Source organism: Xanthomonas translucens pv. undulosa, from assembly GCF_017301775.1.
GTDB lineage: Bacteria > Pseudomonadota > Gammaproteobacteria > Xanthomonadales > Xanthomonadaceae > Xanthomonas_A > Xanthomonas_A translucens.
On record NZ_CP063993.1, the window covers coordinates 2,251,594 to 2,275,664 of the forward strand.

Below are 24,071 nucleotides of genomic sequence, written 5' to 3' on the forward strand. Positions count from 1 at the left end.
CGGGCGTCGCAGCATCGCCACACGGATCACCGCGAACGAAACGGCTATTCCAGTGACAGCGCGTCGGCAACGCCGAACACAACACCAGCGCAACCGGCGAACGAAACAAGGGCGATACGGCGGCACGCACTGCGGGTGGCGATGGGGCGCTTCGCCATGTGCAGTTCGACATCGGCATCGACCTGGGCTGGCGCGCGGCCTCCGCACCTGACGCGCCTTGCCAGGCTTCATAACATCGGCAGTTGGGGGTTCTTCTTGATGAGGTTCTTCAGCGCATTTACCAAATCGGTGGCGTTCTCATTGTTTTGCTTGGCCGTGACCACAGCCAAAATATTCACGTCCTTACCTTGACGGATGGCCTCGAGAAAATTTCCAACCTTGGTATTCAGCACATTTTTTTCGTCTTCCATCGATTTAGACGTCTGATCATCCACTTTTACCATGCGCAAGGCGGCCTTCATGACCTCCTTCTTGATCTGGGCATGCGATCCACGCCGCGTCACCAATGCCGTTTTCGGCACGAATTCGGGGACGGATGACCAATTCGAACGAACTAGCGCAGCTAACTGAACGTGTGCATTCGCCGCAAGCAACCCAGGCGTCAATGCCGGCCGCAATGTCGGCCGAGGCGTGCCCGGGTTGCGGGTGAAGTAGTCGTCAACCTTTTTCTCAAGGTCGCCAACCATCTTCTCCAGTTCGTCGCAGCCTTCGATCCTCTCCCCCCCCTCATCGATGAGCACCCCTCGGCTGCGCTTCTCCAGCTGGTTCTGCAAGTCCAACGCTGTTGCGTACTCTGGAAAATTTCCATTTTCGAGATCCTTGCAATCTTCGACAAGATCGTTGATTTTTGGCAGCAAGTGCATCTTGATCCGGCCACGTATGTCGCGTTCTGCAGAGGGCAGATCACCTTCTAGCACGCCGTGCATGTAAGGCCGTATTGGCTTCTCGGCGAGCGCCTCAAGCCGCGAGTCGCCGGATGCGGCGCGTACATGCCAGTGATCGCTGCCTTGCTTGGCATCGCGCTGGATCAGAGGGCAACTGGGAGAAGTGGGAGAAGGGGGAGAAGTGAAAGAACTGGAACACGTCAATATTTTTTTCAATGTTTGCATTGCGACGCCACTTTGCTTGAACAAGGCAGACGAATAAACCGCCAGATGCCGTCTGCTTGATCGTGGCAACCGAAGAAGTGATGCAATGAACGAACTGCTCGCCGGCGCGATTGGCGGGAACACGCTCGCGCGGTGGACAGCGGAAAAAGATGGGATAGAGCGCACTTCATGGCAGCACGTCGCCAGCATCACGGCTGGAGCGGTGCGCCGTCGAAACAAAGGGACCGGCAATGCGCATGACGGCCGATTCCGGCGCCAGGTTTGAATCTGGGATGGGGATCGCATAGGACACAAACGCAGACCCATCGGTTCGAGCACGGCCTGGTGCTGTGCCCCGACCGCCGCCTCGACGCCGAGGCGACGGCGGCGTTCTACGGCAGGCTCGGCATGTTCGCCTCGCTCACGGAAGCACCCGCTGCCGGCCTGCCGCGTCAGTACGCGTCGGCCACGCGCACCACCAGTTCGCCGGCGCGCACCTCGATGCGCAGCGTGCTGCCGATGGCGAAACCCAGCTGTTCCAGCCAGCGCCCGCGCAGGCGCAGCGCCGGCACCACCTGGTTGCTGGCCGGGTAATAGCCGTAACCCATCTTGCAGCGCTGCGGCAGGCGCGTGCGGCGCGGTGCGCGCGGCGCGCGGGCCTGCTCAGGGGCAAGTTCGGCGGCGATCTGCTCGGGCGTCAGCATCGGCGTGAGCGTGGACTCCACGATGGTCCAGTAGCGAAATTGCGCTGGCTGATGCGGCGCACGCTTGCGCGACGTGGCGGCGGGACGGGAAGGCGGCTTACGCATGGCGCGGCTCCCCGTGCGACCCCGGCGCCAGGCCATCGCCACCCAGCCGCGGTGCGTGGATCTCGTCCACGATCCCGCGCACCGCGCGGACGGCAGTGAAGATGCTCTCGCCCAGGATCGACACGCTCTTGTCGTCCAGCGGCGCCCCGCTGCACACCGCCACCATGTCGCTCTGCGCGGTGATGGTGCGCAACAGCGCGTGGAACTGGTCGAGCTGCTGCAGGGTGACGCCGAAGGTGAAGTGTTTCTCCTGCGTGGCTGTGGCTGCTGGCGCGGCGTACGGCGGCGCGGAGGTGGTGCGAGCTTTCGAAGTCTTCATGGCATCCGTCCTCGACGTGGCGGACGGGGTGTCCGCACGGCCACCGTAGCGCGTGCTTCTGGATATCCAAAAATCAGATATTCGCTGCGAGGTTCAGCTGCGCAATGGCCCTTACGGTAATCACCTCAAGCCAATCTCGTGGGTTGCTCCCCTGCCTTGAAGCACCTGATGTCTCGATTCGTAGACGGCGCAATTGCTACACGGACAGCCACTGATTCTGGCGCTATGGTTGGTCATGGGACGGGGGTGGCATGGGACGCAAACGCGGAAACACCGGTTTTGACGCGCTGGCAGCATTGCCGTGGCCGCTTGGACTAGCGGCCGGCATCGCTGGCTTTCTTGTTGTGCGCTATGGGCTCGCATGGTGGCTCTCCCAGCATGGCGGCATGTTGGCGCAAGGTATCGCGCCACACTTGGATAGCACACTCGCGCCGCTTGCGTTGCTCCTGCTAGTCCTCTGCTGGATGGCTGCCCTCTTCTCCTTCCTCGGAGCACGCTATCGTCGCCGCCTGCTGGACACCCGCATCACCCTGGACAGCCTCGCCGCAGGCGGCTGGCGTCAATTCTAACTACTGGTCGGCGAAGCCTTCCGCCGCGAGGGCTATAGCGTGGAAGAAACCGGCTTGGGCGGCGCCGACGGCGGCATCGACCTAGTCCTGCGCAAGGAGGGTCGCCGCACGCTGGTGCAGTGCAAGCAATGGAGGCGGCAGCAGGTCGGCGTCAGCGTCGTTCGCGAGATGTATGGGCTGCTGGCGCATCACCAAGCCCACGCGGTGAAGATCGTTTGCATCGGCAGCTATACGAAAGATGCGGCGCGGTTTGCACAGGGCAAGCCGATCGAACTGATCGGTGGCGAACGATTACTAGAGATGATCCAGGCGGCGCAACGCGGCGGCAAGGTCCCGTCCTCTCCCAAACCCCGAATCGAACCAGCGCTTGTTCCAGCGAACGACGCTGCAACTCAATTGCCCGCGTGCCGACAATGTGGGAGCGCGCTGGTACAGCGGACCAACAGGCGCACGGGTGAAGCCTTTCTTGGATGCAGTCAGTTCCCGCGATGCCGAGGAACTGTATAAGTAAATATGACCCCGTTACTTTGATCCAAAAATATTCAGATATTAGAAATTAAAAATTCGATCCATTTCAAATACAAGGGAGTCTCCCGGCCGCCATCCACTGTATCATCCTTAATTGAAAGCCGAACCTGTTATTTAACCCCAATTGGGCGTTTATCCAGAGATGGAGCAACCCCATGTTTTGCTATGTAGATTTTTTCGATAGCCTCATTCAGACGTAGCGCCTCTGCTTCACCCAGCATCCTTTGCTCATTTGAAAGCGGCTTAGTTATCATCAAATCCCTTGTTATTCCAGCCCGTGTGTCACCTCGCATTTCCGTGACGCGCGACAAAGCGTACGCCGCCACAGGATCTCCACCACTGCTTCCACCTTGATAAGAGGCGAGCATGCTCAACGCAAACAAATTTCCTTCAGCGCCCGCTTCAATAAGGCGCTGTTGAGCTTGCTTATCGACGGGAAGCAACCTTGCATCAAGCATTGCTTGAGCAGCCATATCACCGGCGTCAGCCGCCTGCTTCAAAAGTGCATCTGGGGCAAGCATGTACGCTTCCCATTGCTTCTCATTGGGATAACCATGACGATCCAACCACTGCTGCTCCGCTTTACTTTCCGCAAAGGACGGATCATCCTTAAAGCTCAACCCTTCTCGTGTTCGAGGGACTTCTGGAAAAGGATGCCTGACTGATTTTTTTTTCGGAGCGTCGTTAGATAAAACAGCTTTGGAGCTTGGAATGGGGTCGGTAGAATGCGAAACATCGGAGGATACAGCCCGGGCAGCGTTCCCACTATTCGCTTCTACACCTTCATCCTTCCCGATACGCTGCATCCACACAAGGCCCACGACGATGGCTATCGCCAGAACGCCTAGTCCGACAGTTTTTTGATTCATAGCCATTTAGCTCTTTTCGCAATTTACGTTATAATAAATATTATAGATAATAATTTTATTGGCATCTTGGTTTCAAAATGCGTCACAGATGATACATTAGCCGGCAAAGCATTTAGCTGCTATCGGTAGATCGTTGCTTAGTAGCCTCTCTGAAAGATTTCGAGTCAAACCAGTACGAGCGGCCTTGGTGTCGCCCAGCGATTAACAACGGGGCCAGAGGAAGTATCTGTTTGAAAAGCATATTTCCTCTGGCACTGTACTTGACTGTACTTGCTCGCACGCGCCTCGACCTGTCCAGCAGGGTCCGCTTCGCCGATCGGCATGGCGTTGAACAGGGCGCTGCGCCATGCGAACAGGGGCGATTCACCCACCAAGCTTTGGCGCTCAATCTCCAATGTGCTAATGTGGGTTTGTGCGTTTTTGGAGACCTCCATGAGCCGGTTGACCATCGATCTCAGCGATCAGCAGCACCAGAGCCTCAAGGCGCTGGCCGCGTTGCAGGGCAAGACCATCAAGCAATACGCGCTCGAACGCCTGTTCCCCGGCGACGTGGACGCCGATCGGACGTGGCAGGAATTGAAATCCGTGTTGGGAGCGCGCATCGACGAAGGACTTGCGGGCAAGGTGTCCGCCAAGAGCGTCGGCGAGATTCTCGATGAAGAACTGGCAGAAGGCCGCCGCGCTTGACCAAGCGCTACGTCCTCACCGAGGCGGCGGAGGCCGATCTGCGTGGGGTCATCCGCTACATGATGCAACGCTGGGGCGAACCGCAGGTGCGCCGGTACATCGCAGACCTGGAACGCGGCATTGCGCGCCTCGCAGAGGGCGAAGGAACGTTCAGGGAGCTTGGCGCGCTCTACTCGGCGCTGCGGGTGGCGCACTGTGCACACCACTACGTCTTCTGCTTGCCACGTGAAAACGCCCCGGCGTTGATTGTGGCGATCTTTCACGAACGCATGGACTTGATGGCTCGCCTGGCTGACAGGCTGTAGTTCCACTTCCAGGCCACGCAGCTTGGGGCCAGCGCGCACTTCTCGCGGCCGCCATCCACCGTCCGAGCGGTCTGGCGATCGGCGCCAGCCCACCAGTTGCGTTGTCCGATTGACGCGTCGCACGGGCGCACCACAGAATCCGCTCCCGCTCCACAGTGGGTTCTCTTCGCCGTTGCGCCTCATGCAGCACGCTCCCCCTGGGTACGACTGTCCGTTCTGCGGGATTGCGGCCACGCTGCCCTCCCCTGCGCCGGAATCGGCCGTTGTCCTGGTGGATGCCAACGTGTTCGCCTTGGTGCCGACCCACCACTACGCCGGTATCCAGGGCAACTGCCTGGTGATCCCGCGTGGCCACTACGAGAACGTGCTGGACATGCCGGACGAGTTGGGCCGCGAGGTCTTCTGCGCCACGCGGCGCATGGCGCACGCGATGCTGGGGGCCTTCGGCTGCGAAGGCATCTCCACGCGCCAACACAACGGGCCGGCCGGCAATCAGGATGTGTGGCACTACCATCTGCACGTGTTCCCGCGCTACGCGAACGACCGGCTGTATGGGGGGCAGAAAGTGCGCTACGCCACCGAGGAGCGGATCGCGCTGGCCGCCCGTCTCCGGGCTGCGTTGCCGTAAGTGTGCCCTTCGGGAGCTGCCTGCATCCCTGTCTGGCTGTGGCACCCCGTGATGGCGCTTGGACGCAAGGGCTGGGCACGGTTCGGGAACCCGTGGCGCGCTTGCGCTTTCGTCGCGACGGGCGCCTGTCGGCTTGCCCATCCCTGGACTCTTGACCTTCCATACAGCCACAACGCCGCATCCTTGCGCCGATTTCAACACCGGAGAGCTGGACATGACGAAGTGGATGGGTGCCGCGCTGGCCGCGGCGATGCTGATGACCGGCTGCGCCAAGGTGGAGGGCGAGAAGTTCGTCGGCCACTGGGTCAACGTGCAGTCGCAGGACGACGTGATGGACATCGAGCACAACGGCGAGTCCTTCATGGTGCGCAACACCACGCCGCGGTTCTTCAGCCGCAAGCCCAAGACCGAGAGCTACCCGGCCATCTACAAGGATGGCGTGCTGCAGGTCTCCAACGACGGCGAAACGGTGAACTTCGCCATCGACCAGGCCAATGGGCACCTGAGTACCGGCAGCGACGAGTACCAGCGCGTTCCAGCCAAGTGAGCGCGTCGCCCGGCGCTAGATCTTGAAGGAACGCCGCGCCGCTGCCTCTCGGGCCGGCGCGGCGGCTCCACGCGTGGCGATGGAGCACCGTGCAACGGGCGTGCCTCGGGTAACGCGGCTAGCTGCGCCGAGGCTCCATTTCTCCCCTCTGCCGTTCTTCGCTAAAGTAGGCCTGTCCCTGTAACGGAGCACACCCATGCCCAACAGCATGAAAACCGAAGCCGAACAGCTAGTGCGTAGCCTGCCGGAACAGGCCAGTTGGGACGACCTGATGTACGAAATCTACGTTCGCCAGAAGATCGAACAAGGCTTGCGTGCAGCCGAAGAAGGTCGTGTGGTACCGCATGATGAAGTCAGAAGGCGCTTCGCTCTCGACCGATGAACATCGTCTGGACCGAACCTGCCGTCGATTCCCTGCAAGCCATCCGCGACTATGTCGCCCACGACAGCGTTTTCTACGCCGACCTCTTCGTCAATCGCCTCATCGACGCAGCGGAGTCGCTGCAGGCGTTCCCCGAGCGCGGCCGAGAAGTGCCTGAGGCCGGCAATCCTGCAGTGCGCGAGTTGCTTTTCCAGAGTTACCGCATCATCTATCGCTCGCACGCGGCAGTTGTCGAAATTCTCGCCATCGTGCATGGCGCACGCGACCTGTCGCTGATGCCCCGTCCGCCGTGGGAAGCCGGCTGATCTGTGCGATGAGAGTGTTTCCATAACTCTTGCGGCACGCGGATCAGATCAACGTTGTGGCTCGCCCGAATAGGTTAGAACAATGCGCCTTGGACAGGGAGCGGCTGGCCTTCTGTTTGAAGTGTTAACGACGGCGGTGCAGAAACCTGTTCCACCCCACCCAAGCGCCACGCCAACCCCGAGATCCGCGCGGCATGCCTTGCCAGCGCGGCGCGCAACACGGCTTCGCTGGCGGCCAGGTGCAGGCGCTGGCGTGCGCGGGTGAGGCCGGTGTAGACCAGTTCGCGGCTGAGCACGCGGGCGTCGCGGCTGGGCAGTTGCAGCCAGACGTCGTCGAACTCGCTGCCTTGCGCCTTGTGCACGGTCATGGCGAAGGCGCTTTCGTGCGCGGGCAGTGCGGCGGGATGGAAGCCGCGGACCTGGCCCTCGCCCTCGCCTTCGAACCAGGCCACCAGGGCACCTTGCGCATCCCTCAAACAAATGCCGACGTCGCCGTTGAACAGGCCGTGGCGGTAGCTGTTTTCGGTGATCAGCAGCAGGCGGCCGTGGAACCAGGGCGAGGCGGCGCCTAGGCGGCGTGCTCCGGCGCCGCTGTCGGCCAGCAGGTGTTCGATGCGGGCGTTGAGGCCGCGCGCGCCTTGCGCGCCGGCGCGCACGGCGGTGAGCAGGCGCAGGCGCGCGGCGTCGCGCAGGGCGGCGGCGGGATTTTCAGCGTCGGCCAGGGCGCGCCAGTGCGCGAGCAGGGCGTCGCGGCGGGCGGCGAGCGGGTCCTCGCTGTCTTCGTGGAAGTGCACGCCGGCCAGCTCGCCGCTGCGCAGCAGGGCCAGCGCGGTGTCGGCATCGCCGGCGCGGACGGCGTCGGCCAGCGGCGCGAGTTCGAAACCCTGCGCCTGGCGGTAGCCGCGCAGCAGGTGCACGCGGTGGCCGGCCAGGCCGCCGCTGTGGGTATCGCTGCGGGTGTGGCCGAGCAGCGGGTGCAGCGCTTGCGCGTCGTCCGCTTGCAGGGCATCGCCGGGGCCGGCGGCCTGCAGGATCGCGGCGAGCACGTCGCCGGCTTCCACCGAGGGCAGCTGGTCGGCGTCGCCGAGCAGGATCAATTGGGTGCCGTCGGCGACGGCTTCGACCAGTTTGCACATCAGCGGCAGGTCGACCATGGAGGCTTCGTCGACCACGATCAGGTCGAACGGCAGCGGGTTGTCGGCATCAAAGCGGAAGCGCGGCACGTCGGGGATGACGCCGAGCAGGCGGTGCAGGGTGCTGGCGCCAGCGGGTAGCGCGGCGGCCAGGGCCGGGTCGATGCCGTGGTCGAGCGCGCGTGTCACTGCCGCGCGCAGGCTTTCGGCCATGCGTTCGGCGGCGCGGCCGGTGGGGGCGGCCAGGGCGATGCGCGGGGCGGCGGTCGCGGTGGCCTGTGCTTGCGCGATGCGCAGCAGCAGCAGGCGCGCGATGGTGGTGGTCTTGCCGGTGCCGGGGCCGCCGGTGACCAGCAGCAGGGCGCGGCGCAGGGCGAGTGCGGCGGCTTGGGCTTGGTGGTCGTTGGGGGGGACGGTGATGCCCTTACCCTCACCCGCGCTTCGGGCGCCCTCACCCGAGGGGAGAAGGGAAGCGGCTGCGTTCGGGAACAACGTCGCGAACAGCGGTGCCAGAGTAGTGACGGCGAAGGGCGGCAGCGGTTGCGCGGCGAGGCGGCGCAGGCCCTGCGCGAGGCGGCGCTCGTATTCGCGGTAGCGGCGCAGGTAGAGCAGGCCGTGTTCCAGCACCAACGGGCAGTCGGCGGCCGCCGGTTCTTCGGGGGCGGGCTGGGCGATCCAGCGCGAGGCGGACAGGGCGCGTTGCCAGTCGGCGGGATCCGGGAGGTGCGGCGGCGGGCCGTCGCGTGGATCGAGCAGGACGTTGGCGCGGGCCGGGTCCAGGCCGGCATGGCCGCTGGCGACGGCGAGCGAGGCCAGGGCGGCGGCGGACAGGACCAGATCGGGGGTGGTTGGGTCCAGGCGGCTCAGGGTCTGGGCGAAGGCGTGGTCGAGCGTGCGCAGGGCGCCACTGCGGTGCAGGGCGGCTAGCAGGTTGGGTTGGTTCACGGGATGGGGGCTCCGTGGGCGGACGTACCCTCACCCCAACCCCTCTCCTGGTGGGAAAGGGGCTCTAGAGCGGTGCCGGCAAAGAGTGCGTCCAGGGACTCGACCAGCTCGGGGTCGAAGCGCCAGGCGTGGACGCCCGGCGAGGGGTCGCGGGTGGCGTCGAGGCCACGGCAGAACAGGTAGCGCACGCCGCCGAAGTCGCGGGCGTAGGCGTATGTTTCGCCGAGGCGGAAACGCAGCCAGCGGTGCAGCGCGACGGTGTAGATCAGCGCCTGCAGTGCGTATTCGCTGTGCGCCATCGCCCTCGCCAACGCGTCGGGGTCGTAGCTGGGCAGGCGGTTGGATTTGTAGTCGAGCACGTACCAGCGCCCGTCGTGCTGGTAGGTGAGATCGATCAGGCCGGTCATCAGCCCTTCCAGGCGCTGGCGCGCGCCGAAGGCCTGGCGCTCGCCGACCACGCCGAAGCGGTGCAGCAGCGCCAGCAGCGCATCGACCCGGGTAGGCCGCATGGCGAAGTGGAATTCCATTTCGTTGCGGCGCTGCGGTGCGGGCACCGCGGCCAGGCGGGTGCCTTCGGGCAAGGCGACGGTCAGGGTGTGGCCGACCAGGGCGGTGAGCATGGCGGCGCCGTCGTCCAGTTCGTCCTGGGCGTAGCCGCCGCGCTGCAGGGATTCGACGATCGCCGCGGTCTGCCCGTCGGGTGCCGGTTGGCCGGGCACCCAATCGCGCCAGGCGGCGAAGTCGCAACGTTCGAACACGTCGTGCATGGCCACGCCGAAGCGGTTGCCGGTGAAGCGGCGGTCGAAGGCTTCCACGTCCAGCGTCGTGGCGACCGCTTCGCTGGTGGAGGGCTCGTCGCTGCCGCCGCTGCCGACCACGGTGGCGCTGGCCATCGGGTCGGCGGCGGCGCCGGAATCGGCATTGGCCAGCTGGGTGAAGCTGTACACCCACCACTCCGGCACGACATGCCGCTGCGCCACGCGCGCCGGCGGCACCTGGATGGCGTCGGCCAACGGCAGGCGCGGCGGGGTGGTTGGCGGCGGGGTGGTGTCGATGGCGATGGCGGCGGCGCCGGCGGCGGCCTGCAACGCGTCCAGGTCGCCGACCATCGCCGCCAGCGCGGTGCGCTCGTGCTGGTGGAACGGACCGGTGGCGATCCACAGCGCGTGCTCGGCACGGGTCAGGCCGACGTAGAGCAGGCGCGCGTCCTCGGCGCGCTGTTCCTGTTTCCACGCCGCCTCGGCCGCGCTCCAGGCCGGGTCGTCCTTGCCTGTGTTCCAGTGCAGCTGGCGGCCGAGCGGCGGCGCGTGCACGACGCAGTGGCGGCCGGCGCCGCGCTCGCTGCGGCCGATGCCGACGTAGGGCAGGAACACCAGCGGATATTCCAGGCCCTTGCTCTTGTGCAGGGTCACGATCTGCACCCGGCGCGCGTCCGATTCCAGGCGCAGCTGCTGGGTTTCGTCGTTGTCGTCGGCATTGGCGATGCGCCGCGACAGCCAATCGACCAGGCCGTGCGCGCCGAGCGCGCGGGTGTCGGCTTCCTGCAGCGCTTCGGCCAGTTGCAGGTAGTTGGTCAGGCGGCGCTCGCCATCGGCCAGCGCCAGCAGGCGCTGCGCGTGCGCGGCGCCGAGGTCGCCGATCAGCGCCAGCGGGCCGCCGCGCTGCCAGCGCTCGCGCCAGTCCAGCGCCTGTTGCTGCCAACTGCGGTGACGGTCGCCGTTGTGTTCGAGCGCGGCGATCGCGGCGGCGTCCTCGCCGATCAGCACCGTCGCCAGCGCCGCGCGCAGGCGGCTGTCGTCGCCCGGGTCGAGCAGCGCCTGCAGCAGGATCAGCAGTTCCAGTGCTTCATCGGTGGCGAACAGGCTCTGCCTGCCGGCGGCCACCGCGGGAATGCCGACCGCGCCCAGCGCCTGCTGGATGCGGGTGGCCTCGCCATGGCTGCGCACCAGCACCGCGATATCGCCGGCCTGCACCGCGCGGCCGCTAAGCGTCGCGGTGCCGGCGCGGCCGCCGGCCAGCCAGTCGCGAATCGCGGAGACGCAGGCGGCAGTGCACAGCGCGCGCGCGCGGCCGGCGCTCCAGGGTTTGGGCTTGCCTGCGGATGTGTTTTTGGCCGCAGACGCGGCCGGCGGCGGCGGCGGTTGCGGCGCGCGCCACAGGGTCAGCGCCGGGGCGGTGGCGCCATCGCGCTGCAGCTCGGCGTCGTGGCGCTTGCTGCCCGGCTGCACCGGATGGAAGGCGATGCCCTCGGTCAGGAACGCCTGCGCGTAGCCGGCCTGCGCGTACAGCGCGTCGATCGCCGCCAGCAGCGCGGGGCGCGAGCGGAAGTTGTGGCCCAGCGGCGGCGCCGGTTCGGCGCTGGCGGCCGCGGCCAGATAGGTCTGCACATCGCCGCCGCGGAAGCCGTAGATCGCCTGCTTGGGATCGCCGATCACGAACAGCGCCGGTTCCAGCTTCGCCTCGCGCGCCAGCGCGCCTTCGCCGAACACGTTGGAGAAGATCGACCACTGGCGGTCGTCGGTGTCCTGGAATTCGTCCACCAGCGCGATGACGTATTGCGCGCGCAGCTGCCGCGCGAGCGCTTCGGCTTGCGGACTGTCGGGCCGCAATGCGTGCGCGACGCCATCGACCAGGTCGTCGTAGGTCTGCACGCGGCGCTGGCGCTTGCGCAAGGCCAGCCGCTTCACCGCGTCGCCGCGCAGCGCGTGCAGCAGGCGGATGCGGCGCCTGGCGCGCGCTTCCTCCAATCGCGCCAGTGCCGCCAGATAGCCATCGATCTCGTGGATCATCGGCGAGGCCGGCGTGCGCCCGACGAATTTCTTGTTGGTGCCGGACGCTAGTTCCGCTGTTGTAAGCTTGATCAGCTTGGCGTGCGGAGGGAGGCCAGCCGCAGGCGTGGCGGCGAAGCTTTCGCACCAATGCCAGAGCGACGCCAGCCATTCCGGCTTGTAGCTAACCTTGCTCAGCACGCCTTCTTCGATGGCGGCGGCGATCGCTTCGAAAAATGCGGTGCCGTGCGCGTGGAACGCGTTGGCGAGCGCGGCGGCCGCGTCCTGCACCTGCTGCGTGGCCGTGGCGACATCGTCGGCCAGTGCCGGTGCCGCCGGCAGCAGCTGTGGATGCCGCACCAATTGGCGCAGGTCGCTGGCCAGCGCGTCCGGTCCACCCGGCCATAGCGCGACCAGATCTTCGGCCATCGCCGCGTCGGCGGCGCGCTGGCGCCACAGGTCGGCGGCGACTTCGCCGAGCAGGTCGCGGTCGTTGGCCAGCAGTTCCGGCGCGGCGAAGGTCTGGCCGCTCTCCAGCGCGTGCTCGCGCAGAACGCGCGCGCAGAAGCCGTGGATGGTGAAGATGGCGCCGAGGTCGATTTCCTCCACCGCTTGTTGCAGGCGACGGCGCAGGGCGGCGGGGGTTTCGTCGCTGGCGGCCAAGTGCGCGGCGAGGATGGCGCGGGTGAGTGCGGCGTCCGGCGCGTCCTGTAGGAGCGGCTTCAGCCGCGACGGGTCCTCGGCGATCTCGGTCGGCAGCAGGTCGCCTGGGATTTCTGTCGCGGCTGAAGCCGCTCCTACAGAAGCAGCCGTGGGCACCAGCGTCGCTGCGAGCGCCAGCCGCTCGCGGATGCGCCGGCGCAGTTCCTGGGTGGCGGCTTCGGTGAAGGTGACCGCCAGGATCTGGCCGATGCGCAGGCCGCGCTCGACCACCAGCCGGGTGAACAGCGTGGCCAGGGTGAAGGTCTTGCCGGTGCCGGCGCTGGCCTCGATCAGGCGCACGCCGTGCAGCGGCAGGCTCAGGTACGGGTCGTCGGCGAAGGCGGCGCTCATTCGGCGTCCTCCTGCGCGCCGCGCCATTGCCGCCAGCTCTCGGCCAGCCGCGCCGGATCGAGCGTGGTGTCGGCGCTGCCGCGTTCGAGCAGGGAGTACAGCGTGTGGCTGGTAGCGGCGAATTCGGCGAAGCGCTGCGCATCGGCGAACGGGTCGCGGCCGCGGTGCACCAGGCGCAGTTCCGGCGTGGCCGCTTCGCTCCAGCCGAAGCTGGCCTGCCATTGCGCGGCGGCGTCCTTGATCGCCTTGTCGAGGTCGTCGTTACGCGCGGCCTGGTGGTATGTCCAGCCGCTGTACGGGGCGAACGCCAGCGGCGCCTGCAGGCCGTACCGATACAGCCGCAGCAGGTCGGCCAGCGCGGCCTGTGCCTGCGCCTGCGGCAGCGGTTCGGCCGCGTCGCCCTGCATCGGATGCGGGCCAAGACTGTCGTCGTCTTCGAAGAAGCGCACATAGTCCGCGCGTTCGCCGGCCGCGCGCAGCATCAGCCATTCCAGGCCGTGGCGGATCGCCGCGCGGCCGCCGAGCGCGCCGATCTGCACCCGCCCCACGCCGCTTGCGTACCAGCCGGGCAGGCGGCCATGCAGCTCGATGCCGTCGATCCGCACCTGCAACCGTTGCGACTGCGCCGGCGCGTCGCCGCGCCACTGCGCGAACGCCTGCGCATACGGGCGCAGCTGGCGCAGGCGCTCGTCGAGCTGGCGCCGGCCCAACGGCCCGGACGGCAGCAGCGCGCGGGCGCGCAGGCGTGCGTACAGGCCATCGGTGTTGTCGCTCAGCACGGCCTCCAGCACCTGTTGCTGCAAGCCGTACTGGACCAGGCCGCTACCCGGCGCCAGCAATGGCTCCAGGTCGCTGTCCTCGCCGGCCGGGTCGGGCAGGCGCATGCCCAAGCGATGGCGCAGGAACTGCCCGGCCGGGTCGACGAACAGGCGCCGCAGGTCGTCGATCGAGACGCTCGTTTGCAGCGCCGCGGCGTCGGCCGGCAACGCTGCGGCCACCCACGGCGCCAGCGACTGGCACTGCCCGGCCAGGCTGTCCACCGCCGGCCGCCATTGCCGGCGATAGCTGAAGCGGCGCGGATCGGCGCCGTCTTCGCCAAGCGCGCCGAACGCGGCGGCGGCGAAGGGTTGCAGCGGGTGGCGCACCACGAGCTTGTCGATGGCCTTCGGGTCGGCGTGGTACTGCGCCGCGCTCGCCAGCAGTTCGCTGACCAGCACCGACGGCTCGCGCACGCCGCCGTCGCGCGCATCGGCGCCGAGGTAGCTGAGGTAGAACACGTCCTGCGCCGAGGCGAACAGTTGCAGGAACAGGAAGCGGTCGTCCTCGCGGGTAGAGCGGTCACCGCGGCGGCGGCGTGCGCTGCCCAGTTCGGCGGTGAGGCGGTTGAGGCCGGCGGCCGGATCGCGGCGCGGGAAGTCGCCGTCGTTCATGCCGAGCAGGCAGATGACGCGGAACGGCAGCAGGCGCATCGGCACCATGCGGCCGAAGCTGATGCCGCCGGTGAGCAGCGGCGCGCGCGTGTCCGATTCGCCCAGCACCGCGGCGAAATGCGCGCGCACCACCTCGGCCGGCACCTTGCCGGCGTAGTCGGCGCGCGCGGCGTCGCGGGCGAACTGGTCGATCAGAGTGCGCAGCCGTTCCAGCGCGCGTTGCGCGCGCGGCGCCGACGGCGCTTGCGGGATCAGCGCATCGAGCAGGCCGAGCAGGCATTCGCGCCAGTCGGCCGGGGCCATCGGCTCGGCCAGCATGGCCTGGTGGCGGTCGAGCACGCGCAACAGCCGCAGCAACGTGTCCAGCGCGGCCAGGGCGCTGCCTTCCAGCTGCGGCCATGGCGCCACGCCGGCGATATCGTCCTCGGCACCGCTGGCGTGGCCGAGCAGCAGCCGGTCCAGCGCGAAGCGCCAGGTGTAGGCGTCGTCGGCAGGGGCCTGGTGCTGGTGCCGATGCACGGCATCCAGGCCCCAGCGCGCGCCGGCGGCTTGCAGCCAGCCGCGCAGGCGTTCCAGCCCGGTTTCGTCCAGCCCGGCCGCCTCGGCGATCGGCGCGCTGGCCAGCAGGTCGAGGATCTCGTGCAGGCCGAAGCGCGACAGCGGCAGGCCGAGCAGGCTCAGGAACACTTCGGCCAGCGGCTCGCTGGCCAACGGGCTGGCGTCGGCCAGCGCGTAGGGCAGCGCGTCGTCGCGGCCATGGCCCCCGAACACCGCCTCCAGGTAAGGCGCGTACGGGTCGATGTCCGGCGAAAGCACCGCGATCTCGCGCGGCTGCAGCGGCGGATCGAAACGCGGGTCGTCGAGCAGCGCGCGCAGCTGGTCGTGCAGCACCTGCAGTTCGCGCAGGCGGGTATGGCAGGCGTGCAGTTGCAGGCTGGGATCGACCAGATCCACCTGCGGCAACGGTGGCGGCACGGCCGGCGCGCGGCGATGGAACAGGTCGCTCTGCATGCGCCGCAGCAGGCTGTCGCCGAGGCCGCCGGCGGCGAGCGGGCGCTGGCCGGAGGCCAGCGGATCAGCGTAGACCGCGATCTCGGCCAGCGGATGCACCACTTCGTAATCGCCGAGCAGCGCCATGAAGTCGCGCCCGGCCGTGCCCAAGGCCTGCAGCAGCGGGTTTTCCTGCACCTGCGCGGCGAACAGGTCGACCGCGCCATCCTCGCGACGGCGCTGCCACAGCGTCTGCAGGTCGCCCCAGTAGCCCTGGGTCGGCGTGGGCAGGTAGAAGTGCAGCGTGCCCACGCGCGCCTGAGTGGCGAGGACGCGCAGTACGTCGGGCGAGATGTTGAGGATGGCGAAGGCGAACAGCCGCGTCGGCAGGCCTTGCGGCAGCGGGCCGTCGGGCTGCGCGTAGCGGTCCAGATACTGGCCGATGCGGCGCGCGCGGTACTGGCGGCCGCTGGCGATCCGGCGCCACAGCCGCGCCTGCGGATCGTCGGCATCGGCGCCGCTTTCCCAGCGCAGCAGCCAGTCGCGGCGCCAGGCCTGGTATTTTTCGAACACGTTGCCCAGCTCGCCGGCCAGCGCCCAGGGTTTGAGCGCGTCGCCATCGGCCAGGTAGCCGGCCAGCGGTGCCAGCGCCGCATCGCTGCCGGGATCGGCCTGCAATGCCGCGTACAGCCGCCACTGCGTGGTGGCCATGTCCAGATCGTCGGCGGCCGGGCCGAGGTTGGCGTCCAGCGCGCGCGCGACGAATTCGCCGGGCGTCAGGAATTCCAGATTCGCGGCGACGCCGTGCGCGGCCGCCAGCGTGGACTGCAGCCAGCGCCGCATCGCCACCTGCGGGATCAGCACCACCTCCGGCACCAGCAACGGCTGCTCCGGCACCGGCCGGCGCAGTTCCTCGGCGAGCAGGGCGGCCAGGGTATCCAGCGCGTTGGAGGGGTACAGGCGGAAATCGGGCGCGGAAGGGGCGTGCATGCGTGCGGCATTGTGCCGGATGCACCGGTAGGGCGTCGTTGCGCGATGGCGCGGCCGGCGGCGGTTCCTTCCCCCGAAAAGGGGACCATGGCCGCCTTTTCGGGGGAAGGTGGCCCGAAGGGCCGGATGCCGGATGCCGGTACGGGGCAGCCTCGTGCACCCAAACTCCGCGAGTCGCTGCGCGCCGCACCCTCACCCCACCCCCTCTCCCGGGGGAGAGGGGCTAGCGGCTTCACGAAGGGGATCTTGGCTTCGTTCAACTCCCTGCGACGGTCTCGGTTCACGCTTCCGGCGATGTCGCGGCACGTGCGCGGCCTTGGAAAACCTGCCGAGCCCGGCGTGGAAACTGCCAGCCCAGGGCCAATACACGCTTTTGCATGTACGGTATCCCTGGACCATGCGCACGCAGACGTCACGGATGCGACAATACTGCACGGCCCAGTTCGGTTAAGTTCAGCGGACTGGTTCAATCCTGTGTTGATTTTTCGTTAAAGGCCGCGATGGCGTCTTCCGAATCCAATGTGGTGCAGTTGTCGGGCGTGCGCATCGACCGTGGCGGCCGCGCGATCCTGCGCGATGTCTCGCTGGCCGTGCCGCGCGGCAGCATCACCGCCGTGCTCGGCCCGTCGGGCAGCGGCAAATCGACCCTGTTGGCGGCGCTGACCGGTGAGCTGGTGCCGGTCGCCGGTTCGGTCGAGGTGTTCGGCCAGGCGCTGCCGCGCGGCAGCCGCGCGCTGCGCGAAACCCGCAAGAGCATTGGCGTGCTACTGCAGGGCAACGGCCTGCTCACCGACCTGAGCGTGGCCGAGAACGTGGCGCTGCCGCTGCGCGCCCATACCCGCCTGCCCGAGCCGGTGCTGCAACGGCTGGTGGCGCTGAAGCTGCACGCGGTGGGCCTGCTCGCCGCCGCCGACGCCTGGCCGCGCGAGCTGTCCGGCGGCATGGCGCGGCGCGTGGCGCTGGCCCGCGCGCTGGCCCTGGACCCGCCGCTGATGATCTACGACGAACCGCTGACCGGCCTGGACCCGATCGCCTCCGGGGTGATCATGAGCCTGATCCAGCGCCTCAACGATACCCTGGGCCTGACCAGCATCATCGTCAGCCACCACGTCCACGAAACCCTGCCGATCTGCGACCAGGCGGTGGCCATCGCCAACGGCGGGGTGGTCTTCGCCGGCACCCCGGACGCGCTGCAGGCCAGCGCCGACCCGCTGCTGCAGCAGTTCCTGCACGGCCGCCCGGATGGCCCGATCCCGTTCGATGCGCCGCCGCGAGCGCGGAGTGCCGCCTGATGGGCGCCGTCGCCTCGATCCGCGCGCTGGGCCGCGCCGGGCTGTTCTCGATCACCGTGCTGCGCGGCTCGTTGCCGACCCGCGATTTCCTGGCCGAACTGGTCCGCGAAATCTACAAGGTCGGCGCGCGCTCGCTGCCGATCATCGCCGTCGGCGGCGCCTTCGTCGGCCTGGTGCTGACCCTGCAGGGCTACCGCACACTGCAGACCTACGGCGCCTCCGATGCGCTGTCCACGCTGCTGGGGCTGTCGCTGTACCGCGAGCTGGCGCCGGTGCTGACCGCGCTGCTGTTCATCGGCCGCGCCGGCAGTTCGATCGCCGCCGAACTGGGGCTGATGCGCGCCACCGACCAGATCAAGGCGCTGGAGCTGATGGCGATCGACCCGGTGGCCAAGGCGGTGGCGCCGCGCTTCTGGGCGGCGGTGCTGACCGTGCCACTGCTGACAGGCATCTTCTGTTCGCTGGCGATCAGCGCCAGCTACTTCGAGGCGGTGCACGTACTCGGCCTGGACAAGGGCACGTTCTGGTCGGCGCTGTCGAGCAGCGTGGATTTCTGGGATGACTTCGGCGTGGCGATGCTGAAGTCGGCGGTGTTCGGCGGCACCGCGGCGCTGGTGGCCTCGTATGTGGGCTTCCACGCCGAGCCGACCATCGAGGGCACCTCGGTGGCCACCACCCGCGCGGTGGTGAACGCCTCGCTGCTGGTGCTGATGTTCAATTTCGTCCTGTCGGCGCTGCTGTTCCAGTAGGAACCGCACGCCAACGTCCGCCGTCGCCGGCGGGCGCTGCTGCACCACCGGCCGCGGCACTGTCGCCGCTGCCCAGATGAATCAACAAGGTAGACACGTTATGGCTATCCGTGGTCCCCGTCTCGAGTTCGCCGTCGGCGCCTTCCTGCTGCTGGGCCTGGCCTCGCTGCTGGTGCTGGCGCTCGCTTCCACCAATCGTCAGTGGGGCTTCGGCGGCGGCCGCTACGAACTGACCGCCCGCTTCTCGCAGATCGGCCAGCTGCGCCAGCAGGCGCCGGTGAAGATCGGCGGGGTGATCATCGGCCAGGTGGCCAAGATCGAGCTGGATCCGGCCAAGTTCGACTCGGTGGTGACCCTGGCCATCGACGACCGCTACAAGGACCTGCCGGCAGACACCTCGGCCGGCATCCTGACCAGCGGCCTGCTCGGCGAGAGCTACGTCGGCCTGCAGCCCGGCGGCGACCCGGACACGCTCAAGCCCGGCCAGGAGATCGCCTTCACCCAGCCGGCAGTGGACCTGATCCAGCTGGTCGGCAAATACATGTTCGGCGGCGGCAGCGGCAGCGGCGGTAACGCCGGCGCGACGCCCGCTGCCGCATCCTCCGCGAACACCGCCACTCCCTCTACGGAAACGGAACCCAAGCCATGACCAACACACTGCTTCCCGCCGCGCTCGCCGCCGCCCTGGCCGTCGCCGCACCCGCCATCGCGCTGGCCCAGACCGCGCCCGCAGCCGCAGCCACCCAGCAGCGTTCGGCCAGCCAGGTCGTGCTCGACAACAGCACCCGCATCCTGACCACGCTGGAACAGCGCCGCGCCGAGTTCAAGAACAACAATGCCGCGCTCAAGCAGTTCATCGACAGCGAGATGAACACGTCCTTCGACCGCGACTACGCCGCGCGCCTGGTGCTCGGCGTGCACGGCCGCGGCGCCTCCGATGCCGACGTCAAGCTGTTCGCCGACGCGATGGCCGACAACCTGATGCAGCGCTACGGCACCTCCCTGCTGACCTTCGAAGGCAAGCCGAAGGTGCGGGTGAAGTCGGAAACCCCGCTGCCGGGCGGCCGCGGCGCCAAGGTCTCGACCGAACTGCTGCGCAGCGGCGGCGACCCGATCCCGGTCGACTACCTGCTGCGCAACAACGGCGGCAGCTGGAAGATCTTCGACGTGATGGTGGAAGGCGTGTCCTACGTGCAGACCTTCCGCAACCAGTTCGACACGCCGCTGCGCACCAAGTCGATCCCGCAGGTGGCGGCCGATCTGCGCAACGGCGCGATGCAGGTGGCACCGGCGAGCACCAGTGGCAAGTGAGCCACGCCTGCGCCGCGACGGCGACACGCTCGCGCTGAGCGGCGTGCTCGACCGCGCCGCGGCCACCGCGCTGTGGCCGGCGGCGCTGCCGCTGCTGGCCGGCGCGCGGGCGCTGGATCTGCGCGAGGTGTCGCGGGTGGACAGCGCCGGCCTGGCGCTGCTCGCCGAACTGGCCGCACGCCTGCGTGCGCAGGGCCAGGCCGAGGTCGCCCTGCATGGCGCCCCGGCCGGCCTGACCGACTTGAGCGCCGCCTACCGGCTGGCGCCGACCCTGGATTTCCAATCTCCCCCGGCGGCGAGCTGACCCCATGAACGTGCTGCGTATCCTCACTTCCCTGGCCCTGGCCGCCGCGCTGGGCGCCTGCGCCGGCGCCCCCAAGCGCTCCACGCCGCCAGCCGCGACCGCGGTGCAGGCGACACCCGCCGACACGGCGGTTGCCGATAGCGCCACCGGTGCTGCCATGGCACCGGCCACCGACGCCCAGGCGGCGCAGGCCGATGCCCCGCTCGCCGGCGACGCGATGGCGGCACCGGCGAGCGTGCCGCCGACCGGTGGCGCGGCCACCGCGGCCGAAGACGACTACGCCGCGCTGTACGCCAGCGACCCGTACAACCCGGTCGCCGATCCGACCCTGCCGGCCGGCATCACCGTGCCGCAGAGCTACGATCCGTGGGAGAAGTACAACCGCAAGGTGCACACGTTCAACAACGTGGTCGACCGCACCGTGGCGCGGCCGCTGGCGCGCGCCTACGTCAACGTGCTGCCGCGGCCGGTACGGCTGGGGGTGACCAACTTCTTCGACAACCTCAGCTCGCCGCTGACCATGGTCAACCAGCTGCTGCAGGGCCGGCCGTTGCAGGCCGGGCAGACCCTGGGCCGGTTCGTGATGAACAGTACGCTGGGCATCGGCGGCCTCTTCGACCCGGCCAGCGACGCCAAGCTGCCGCGGCGCAGCGAGGACTTCGGCCAGACCCTGGGCGCCTGGGGCTGGCGCCGTTCGCGCTACGTGGAGCTGCCGCTGTTCGGGCCGCGCACGGTGCGCGACGTGTTCGGCCTGGCCGGCGACGCACCGCTGTCGCCGCTGCGGCAGATCGACGAAGACACCGTGCGCATCGGCCTGCAGGGCCTGCAATTGGTGGATACACGCGCGCGGCTGCTGTCGCTGGACAGCATGCGCGACAACGCGCCGGACGAGTACCAGCTGACCCGCGACGCGTGGATGCAGCGCCGCACTTACCAGATCGAAGGCGACCTGCGCAGCCACAACAAGCGCCAGGACAACGACCTGCCCGACTATCTGCGCGAGGAAGAAACCAATCCGACCGTGCCGGTGGACGCGATGCCGATCCCGGAGTGGCGCGGCGGCAGCCGCTGAGTCAGGCGCGCTTTCGGCGGGACGCAAAAACCCGGCTTCGGCCGGGTTTTTTGTCTGAATCTTTTGCTGCCATTCCCCCTGTGGAAGCAGCGCAATATGAGCGGGAATTGCCGCCCGGCTTGCCCCGATGGCCAAGCTACCCAGAAGCCCACACAACGCATCTGGATAGCCAGGCATTGCCTCGTGGCATCGATCGCCGCGCGGCGTTTACCCCAGCGCCGCCGCGATCGCCGTGCGCAGGCGCAGATCCTCGGCGGTCACGTCCGGGGCGAAGCGGCCCAGCACCTGGCCGTCGCGGCCGACCAGGAACTTCTCGAAATTCCACAGCACGCCGGGCGCCGGATTGGGCTCGATGCCGTAGCCGGCCAGCTTCTCGCGCATCGGGCCATCGCCCTCGGTGTGCGGCTGCGCCTCGATCAGCGCGCGGTACAGCGGATGCGTCGCCTCGCCGGTGACCGCGATCTTGGCGAACATCGGGAAGGTCACGTCGTAGGTGAGTTGGCAGAACTGCTGGATCTCCGCCTCGCTGCCCGGCTCCTGGCCCTTGAAGTCGTTGGCCGGGAAGCCGAGCACTTCCAGCCCGTCGCCGCGCTGTTCGCGGTATAGCGCTTCCAGTCCTTCGTACTGCTTGGTCAGGCCGCACTTGGAGGCGACGTTGACGATCAGCAGCACCTTGCCGCGATGCTCGGCCAGCGCCGCAGGCTGGCCGTCGATGGCGGTCAGCGGGATGTCATAGATCGACTGGTGCATGTGCGGTTCCTGCAACAAGAGGATCGCAAGCATAGGCGCATGGCGCCGCAGCGGCTATCGCACGCCGCGCGCGGTCGCCACTTGGTCAGGGCGCGTTGCGCGGAATCGACGCGCGTCCGCCGCAGGGAAATGAAAGGCCGGGCGCGACGCAGTTCATTCCTGCTCGTCGCGCGCGGCATCCTCATCCGCATCGGCATCGGCCACAGGCAGTTCGAGATCCAGCGACGGCGTGAACTGCGCATCGGCCAGCGTCTCCACCCCGCGCAGGCGGCGCTCGATGGTGCGGGTCTTGCGGCTGGCATCGCCCAGGCTCTTGCCGACGGTGCTGATCTGCTTTTCGGCCTTTTCCAGGATGCCGGCGAACTTGCCGAACTCGCTCTTGACCGCCGCCAGCACACCCCACACCTCGCTGGAGCGCTTCTCGATGGCCAGCGTACGGAAGCCCATCTGCAGGCTGTTGAGCAGCGCAGTGACGGTGGTGGGACCGGCGATGACGATGCGGTGCTCGCGCTGCAGCAGGTCGGCCAGGCCGGGCCGTCGCAGGGTTTCGGCGTACAGGCCTTCGGTGGGCAGGAACATCACCGCGAAATCGGTGGTGTGCGGCGGTGCGATGTACTTGTCGCTGATCGACTTGGCCTGCACACGGATCGCGCGTTCCAGTTGCGCGCCCAGCAGCAGCACCTGTTCCGGATCGCCTTGCTCCTGCGCGTCGAGCAGCCGCTCGTAGTCCTCGCGCGGGAACTTGGAATCGATCGGCAGCCACACCGGCGTGTCCTCGTGGCCGCGGCCGGGCAGGCGCACCGCGAAATCGACCGCCTCGTTGCGCTCCGGGCGCACCCGCACGCCGCGCGCGTACTGCTCCTGGGTCAGGGTCTGCTCGAGGATGTTCTCCAGCTGCACTTCGCCCCAGCCGCCGCGGTTCTTGACGTTGCTCAGCACGCGCTTGAGATCGCCGACGCCGGTGGCCAGCTGCTGCATCTCGCCGAGCCCGCGCTGGACCTGCTCGAGCCGCTCGGAGACCAGCTTGAACGAGGCGTCCAGGCGCGTGTTGAGCGTGGTCTGCAACTTCTCGTCGACGGTGCCGCGCATCTGCTCGAGCTTGGCCGCGTTGTCGGCCTGCAGTTCCTTCAGGCGCTCTTCCAGGGTGCTGCGCATCTCGCCGATGCGCTGCTCGTTGCGCTGGATCAGTTCGTTGAGGCGCTGGCCGAGCGTGTCGGCGAAGCGTTGCTGCGACTCGGCGCCTTCCACGCGGCTCTTGCGCGCGTCTTCGACCAGGGTCTCGCGCAGCGCGGTCAGGTGCGCGTCGATGCGCGCGATCAGCTCGCTCTGCTGCTGGCCGAACTGCAGCATGCGCGCGTCCTGCTGCTGGCCGAACGCGTCGAGCTGGCTGCGCATTTCGACCAGGCGCTGGTTGAGCAGCTCGACCACGCGCTGCTGCGCCGCGCCGGCCTCGGCCCGGCCGCGCCGCGCGTCTTCGCTCAGGGTTTCGCGCAGCAGGTCCAGGCGCTGGTCGGTGCGGGTGGACAGATCGGACAGATGGCGGGCGAAGCCTTCGCTGCGCGCGTCCTGCTGCCGCGCCAGGCTGTCGAGCTGCTCGCGCAGTTCGCCACGGCCGCTGCGCTGTTCTTCGCGCAGCACCTGTTCCAGCGCCGTGTGGTCGCTCCGGCGCAGCAGCACCGCCAGCAGCAGCACGAGTACGGCGCACAGCAGGCCGGCCAGGATAAGGAAATGGGAATCGGTTTGCATGCCGCCAGTGTAGCCGGCCGCGTCTCAGGCGCTGCGCCACGCGCCGCAGGCGCGGGCGCAGGTCGAGCAGTGGATGGACTGGCAGGCCACCGAGCTCAACAACGCCTGGCGTTACGCGTTCATGGCGCTGGTCGGCGACAGCCCCGCGCATCGCGATGCGCTGGCGCAGAGCGTGGCCGGCTGGCACCGGCACATGGGCATTCTCGACGCGCAGCTGCAACGCACCGGCGCCGGCGCCTACGCGGCGGGCGCGGATTGCACCCTGGCCGATATCGTGCTCGGCCTGTCCACCCAGCGCTGGATGGCCACGCCGATGGTGCGGCCGCCGTTGCCGGCAGTGGCGGCGTACTACGAACGGTTGTCGGCACGCCCCGGCTTTCTGCAGCACGGGCGCAACGGCATCCCGTAATCGTTGCGCGCTTGCGCGGTTGCCGTCGCGCAAGCACCGCCGGCAGCGAAGATACCTTGGTATATCCGGGCGATGCGCATGGCCATCAAAAAG

24 protein-coding genes and 1 pseudogene are annotated in these 24,071 nt (G+C 68.0%); 15 read left to right on the top strand and 10 right to left on the bottom strand.

The annotated features are described in order from the left end of the window. Positions 1–227: 227 nt before the first annotated feature. A complete protein-coding gene (locus tag ISN38_RS20270) occupies positions 228–1,133 on the bottom strand; it encodes a hypothetical protein (protein WP_230938278.1) in 906 nt (301 codons plus the stop codon). Between the two features lie 61 nt (positions 1,134–1,194). Between ISN38_RS20270 and ISN38_RS09535 the strand changes: the two genes are divergently transcribed. Next, on the top strand, positions 1,195–1,374 hold the full coding sequence (locus ISN38_RS09535) for a hypothetical protein (protein ID WP_139116003.1): 180 nt from the start codon (positions 1,195–1,197) through the stop codon (positions 1,372–1,374). A 166-nt stretch (positions 1,375–1,540) separates the two neighbouring features. Here the strand turns inward: ISN38_RS09535 and ISN38_RS09540 are convergent, their stop codons facing one another. Both ISN38_RS09540 and ISN38_RS09545 read right to left on the bottom strand, forming a co-directional pair. Continuing rightward, positions 1,541–1,897, bottom strand: coding sequence for a SymE family type I addiction module toxin (locus ISN38_RS09540; protein WP_108084513.1), 357 nt, complete (start codon positions 1,895–1,897; stop codon positions 1,541–1,543). After that, positions 1,890–2,216: a hypothetical protein gene (locus tag ISN38_RS09545; RefSeq protein WP_058358313.1), complete on the bottom strand. Its 327-nt coding sequence runs from the start codon at positions 2,214–2,216 to the stop codon at positions 1,890–1,892. The genes ISN38_RS09540 and ISN38_RS09545 overlap by 8 nt, the downstream gene beginning before the upstream one ends. Before the next feature lie 251 nt (positions 2,217–2,467). Between ISN38_RS09545 and ISN38_RS09550 the strand changes: the two are divergent. Further along, positions 2,468–3,292, top strand: a pseudogene (locus tag ISN38_RS09550) (restriction endonuclease). A 131-nt stretch (positions 3,293–3,423) separates the two neighbouring features. Here the strand turns inward: ISN38_RS09550 and ISN38_RS09555 are convergent. Together ISN38_RS09555 and ISN38_RS09560 are read right to left on the bottom strand one after the other, a co-directional pair. Next, positions 3,424–4,182, bottom strand: a complete 759-nt coding sequence (locus ISN38_RS09555; RefSeq protein ID WP_241753998.1) for a hypothetical protein — start codon at positions 4,180–4,182, stop codon at positions 3,424–3,426. A gap of 164 nt (positions 4,183–4,346) precedes the next feature. After that, complete coding sequence (locus ISN38_RS09560; protein WP_141696129.1) at positions 4,347–4,616, bottom strand: hypothetical protein; 270 nt, start codon at positions 4,614–4,616, stop codon at positions 4,347–4,349. On the opposite strand from ISN38_RS09560, the gene ISN38_RS09565 reads away from it, so the two are divergent. The 6 genes from ISN38_RS09565 to ISN38_RS09590 all read left to right on the top strand — a co-directional run bounded on the left by ISN38_RS09565 (position 4,615) and on the right by ISN38_RS09590 (position 7,036). Then, complete coding sequence (locus ISN38_RS09565) at positions 4,615–4,869, top strand: plasmid stabilization protein (protein WP_003466263.1); 255 nt, start codon at positions 4,615–4,617, stop codon at positions 4,867–4,869. The genes ISN38_RS09560 and ISN38_RS09565 overlap by 2 nt on opposite strands. Beyond that, a complete protein-coding gene (locus tag ISN38_RS09570) occupies positions 4,866–5,174 on the top strand; it encodes a type II toxin-antitoxin system RelE/ParE family toxin (protein WP_003466265.1) in 309 nt (102 codons plus the stop codon). The genes ISN38_RS09565 and ISN38_RS09570 overlap by 4 nt, the downstream gene beginning before the upstream one ends. Before the next feature lie 181 nt (positions 5,175–5,355). After that, positions 5,356–5,802: an HIT family protein gene (locus tag ISN38_RS09575; protein WP_230811843.1), complete on the top strand. Its 447-nt coding sequence runs from the start codon at positions 5,356–5,358 to the stop codon at positions 5,800–5,802. Between the two features lie 214 nt (positions 5,803–6,016). Next, positions 6,017–6,349, top strand: a complete 333-nt coding sequence (locus ISN38_RS09580) for a lipoprotein (protein ID WP_003466270.1) — start codon at positions 6,017–6,019, stop codon at positions 6,347–6,349. Positions 6,350–6,545: 196 nt separating this feature from the next. Further along, entirely contained in the window at positions 6,546–6,731 is a 186-nt protein-coding gene (locus ISN38_RS09585) for a hypothetical protein (RefSeq protein ID WP_080627620.1), read from the top strand. Next, positions 6,728–7,036 carry a type II toxin-antitoxin system RelE/ParE family toxin gene (locus ISN38_RS09590; protein ID WP_003466273.1) on the top strand — a complete coding sequence of 103 codons (309 nt, stop codon included), beginning with the start codon at positions 6,728–6,730 and terminating at the stop codon, positions 7,034–7,036. The genes ISN38_RS09585 and ISN38_RS09590 overlap by 4 nt, the downstream gene beginning before the upstream one ends. Before the next feature lie 74 nt (positions 7,037–7,110). Here ISN38_RS09590 and recD read toward each other — a convergent pair whose 3' ends face one another. Genes recD through recC form a run of 3 tightly spaced genes read right to left on the bottom strand, consistent with a single transcriptional unit; the run spans position 7,111 to position 16,345 of the window. Next, positions 7,111–9,114, bottom strand: coding sequence for an exodeoxyribonuclease V subunit alpha (gene recD / locus ISN38_RS09595; protein WP_058358709.1), 2,004 nt, complete (start codon positions 9,112–9,114; stop codon positions 7,111–7,113). Further along, entirely contained in the window at positions 9,111–12,935 is a 3,825-nt protein-coding gene (gene recB, locus ISN38_RS09600; protein WP_058358708.1) for an exodeoxyribonuclease V subunit beta, read from the bottom strand. Before recB ends, recD begins: the two co-directional genes overlap by 4 nt. Further along, the gene (gene recC, locus ISN38_RS09605; protein ID WP_047324376.1) at positions 12,932–16,345 is read right to left on the bottom strand and encodes an exodeoxyribonuclease V subunit gamma; all 3,414 of its coding nucleotides are present in this window, start codon (positions 16,343–16,345) and stop codon (positions 12,932–12,934) included. Before recC ends, recB begins: the two co-directional genes overlap by 4 nt. A 500-nt stretch (positions 16,346–16,845) precedes the next feature. Here recC and ISN38_RS09610 point away from each other — a divergent pair, with 500 nt between their 5' ends. The 6 genes from ISN38_RS09610 (at position 16,846) to ISN38_RS09635 (ending at position 21,073) form a co-directional block, all read left to right on the top strand. Further along, positions 16,846–17,637, top strand: coding sequence for an ABC transporter ATP-binding protein (locus ISN38_RS09610; protein WP_003466285.1), 792 nt, complete (start codon positions 16,846–16,848; stop codon positions 17,635–17,637). Continuing rightward, a complete protein-coding gene (locus tag ISN38_RS09615; RefSeq protein ID WP_003466288.1) occupies positions 17,637–18,386 on the top strand; it encodes an MlaE family lipid ABC transporter permease subunit in 750 nt (249 codons plus the stop codon). The genes ISN38_RS09610 and ISN38_RS09615 overlap by 1 nt, the downstream gene beginning before the upstream one ends. A 100-nt stretch (positions 18,387–18,486) precedes the next feature. Then, a complete protein-coding gene (gene mlaD, locus ISN38_RS09620) occupies positions 18,487–19,035 on the top strand; it encodes an outer membrane lipid asymmetry maintenance protein MlaD (protein ID WP_004425475.1) in 549 nt (182 codons plus the stop codon). Then, positions 19,032–19,697, top strand: coding sequence for an MlaC/ttg2D family ABC transporter substrate-binding protein (locus ISN38_RS09625; RefSeq protein WP_004425477.1), 666 nt, complete (start codon positions 19,032–19,034; stop codon positions 19,695–19,697). The genes mlaD and ISN38_RS09625 overlap by 4 nt, the downstream gene beginning before the upstream one ends. Continuing rightward, on the top strand, positions 19,687–20,001 hold the full coding sequence (locus tag ISN38_RS09630; RefSeq protein WP_047324375.1) for an STAS domain-containing protein: 315 nt from the start codon (positions 19,687–19,689) through the stop codon (positions 19,999–20,001). The genes ISN38_RS09625 and ISN38_RS09630 overlap by 11 nt, the downstream gene beginning before the upstream one ends. Before the next feature lie 4 nt (positions 20,002–20,005). Beyond that, positions 20,006–21,073, top strand: a complete 1,068-nt coding sequence (locus tag ISN38_RS09635; RefSeq protein ID WP_004425484.1) for an MlaA family lipoprotein — start codon at positions 20,006–20,008, stop codon at positions 21,071–21,073. Between the two features lie 207 nt (positions 21,074–21,280). Here the strand turns inward: ISN38_RS09635 and ISN38_RS09640 are convergent, their stop codons facing one another. Beyond that, a complete protein-coding gene (locus tag ISN38_RS09640; protein WP_004425486.1) occupies positions 21,281–21,823 on the bottom strand; it encodes a glutathione peroxidase in 543 nt (180 codons plus the stop codon). A 153-nt stretch (positions 21,824–21,976) separates the two neighbouring features. Further along, positions 21,977–23,569 carry a DNA recombination protein RmuC gene (locus ISN38_RS09645; protein ID WP_004425487.1) on the bottom strand — a complete coding sequence of 531 codons (1,593 nt, stop codon included), beginning with the start codon at positions 23,567–23,569 and terminating at the stop codon, positions 21,977–21,979. 73 nt (positions 23,570–23,642) lie between these two features. Between ISN38_RS09645 and ISN38_RS09650 the strand changes: the two genes are divergently transcribed. After that, complete coding sequence (locus ISN38_RS09650) at positions 23,643–23,978, top strand: glutathione S-transferase family protein (protein WP_058358705.1); 336 nt, start codon at positions 23,643–23,645, stop codon at positions 23,976–23,978. Positions 23,979–24,071: the final 93 nt, after the last annotated feature.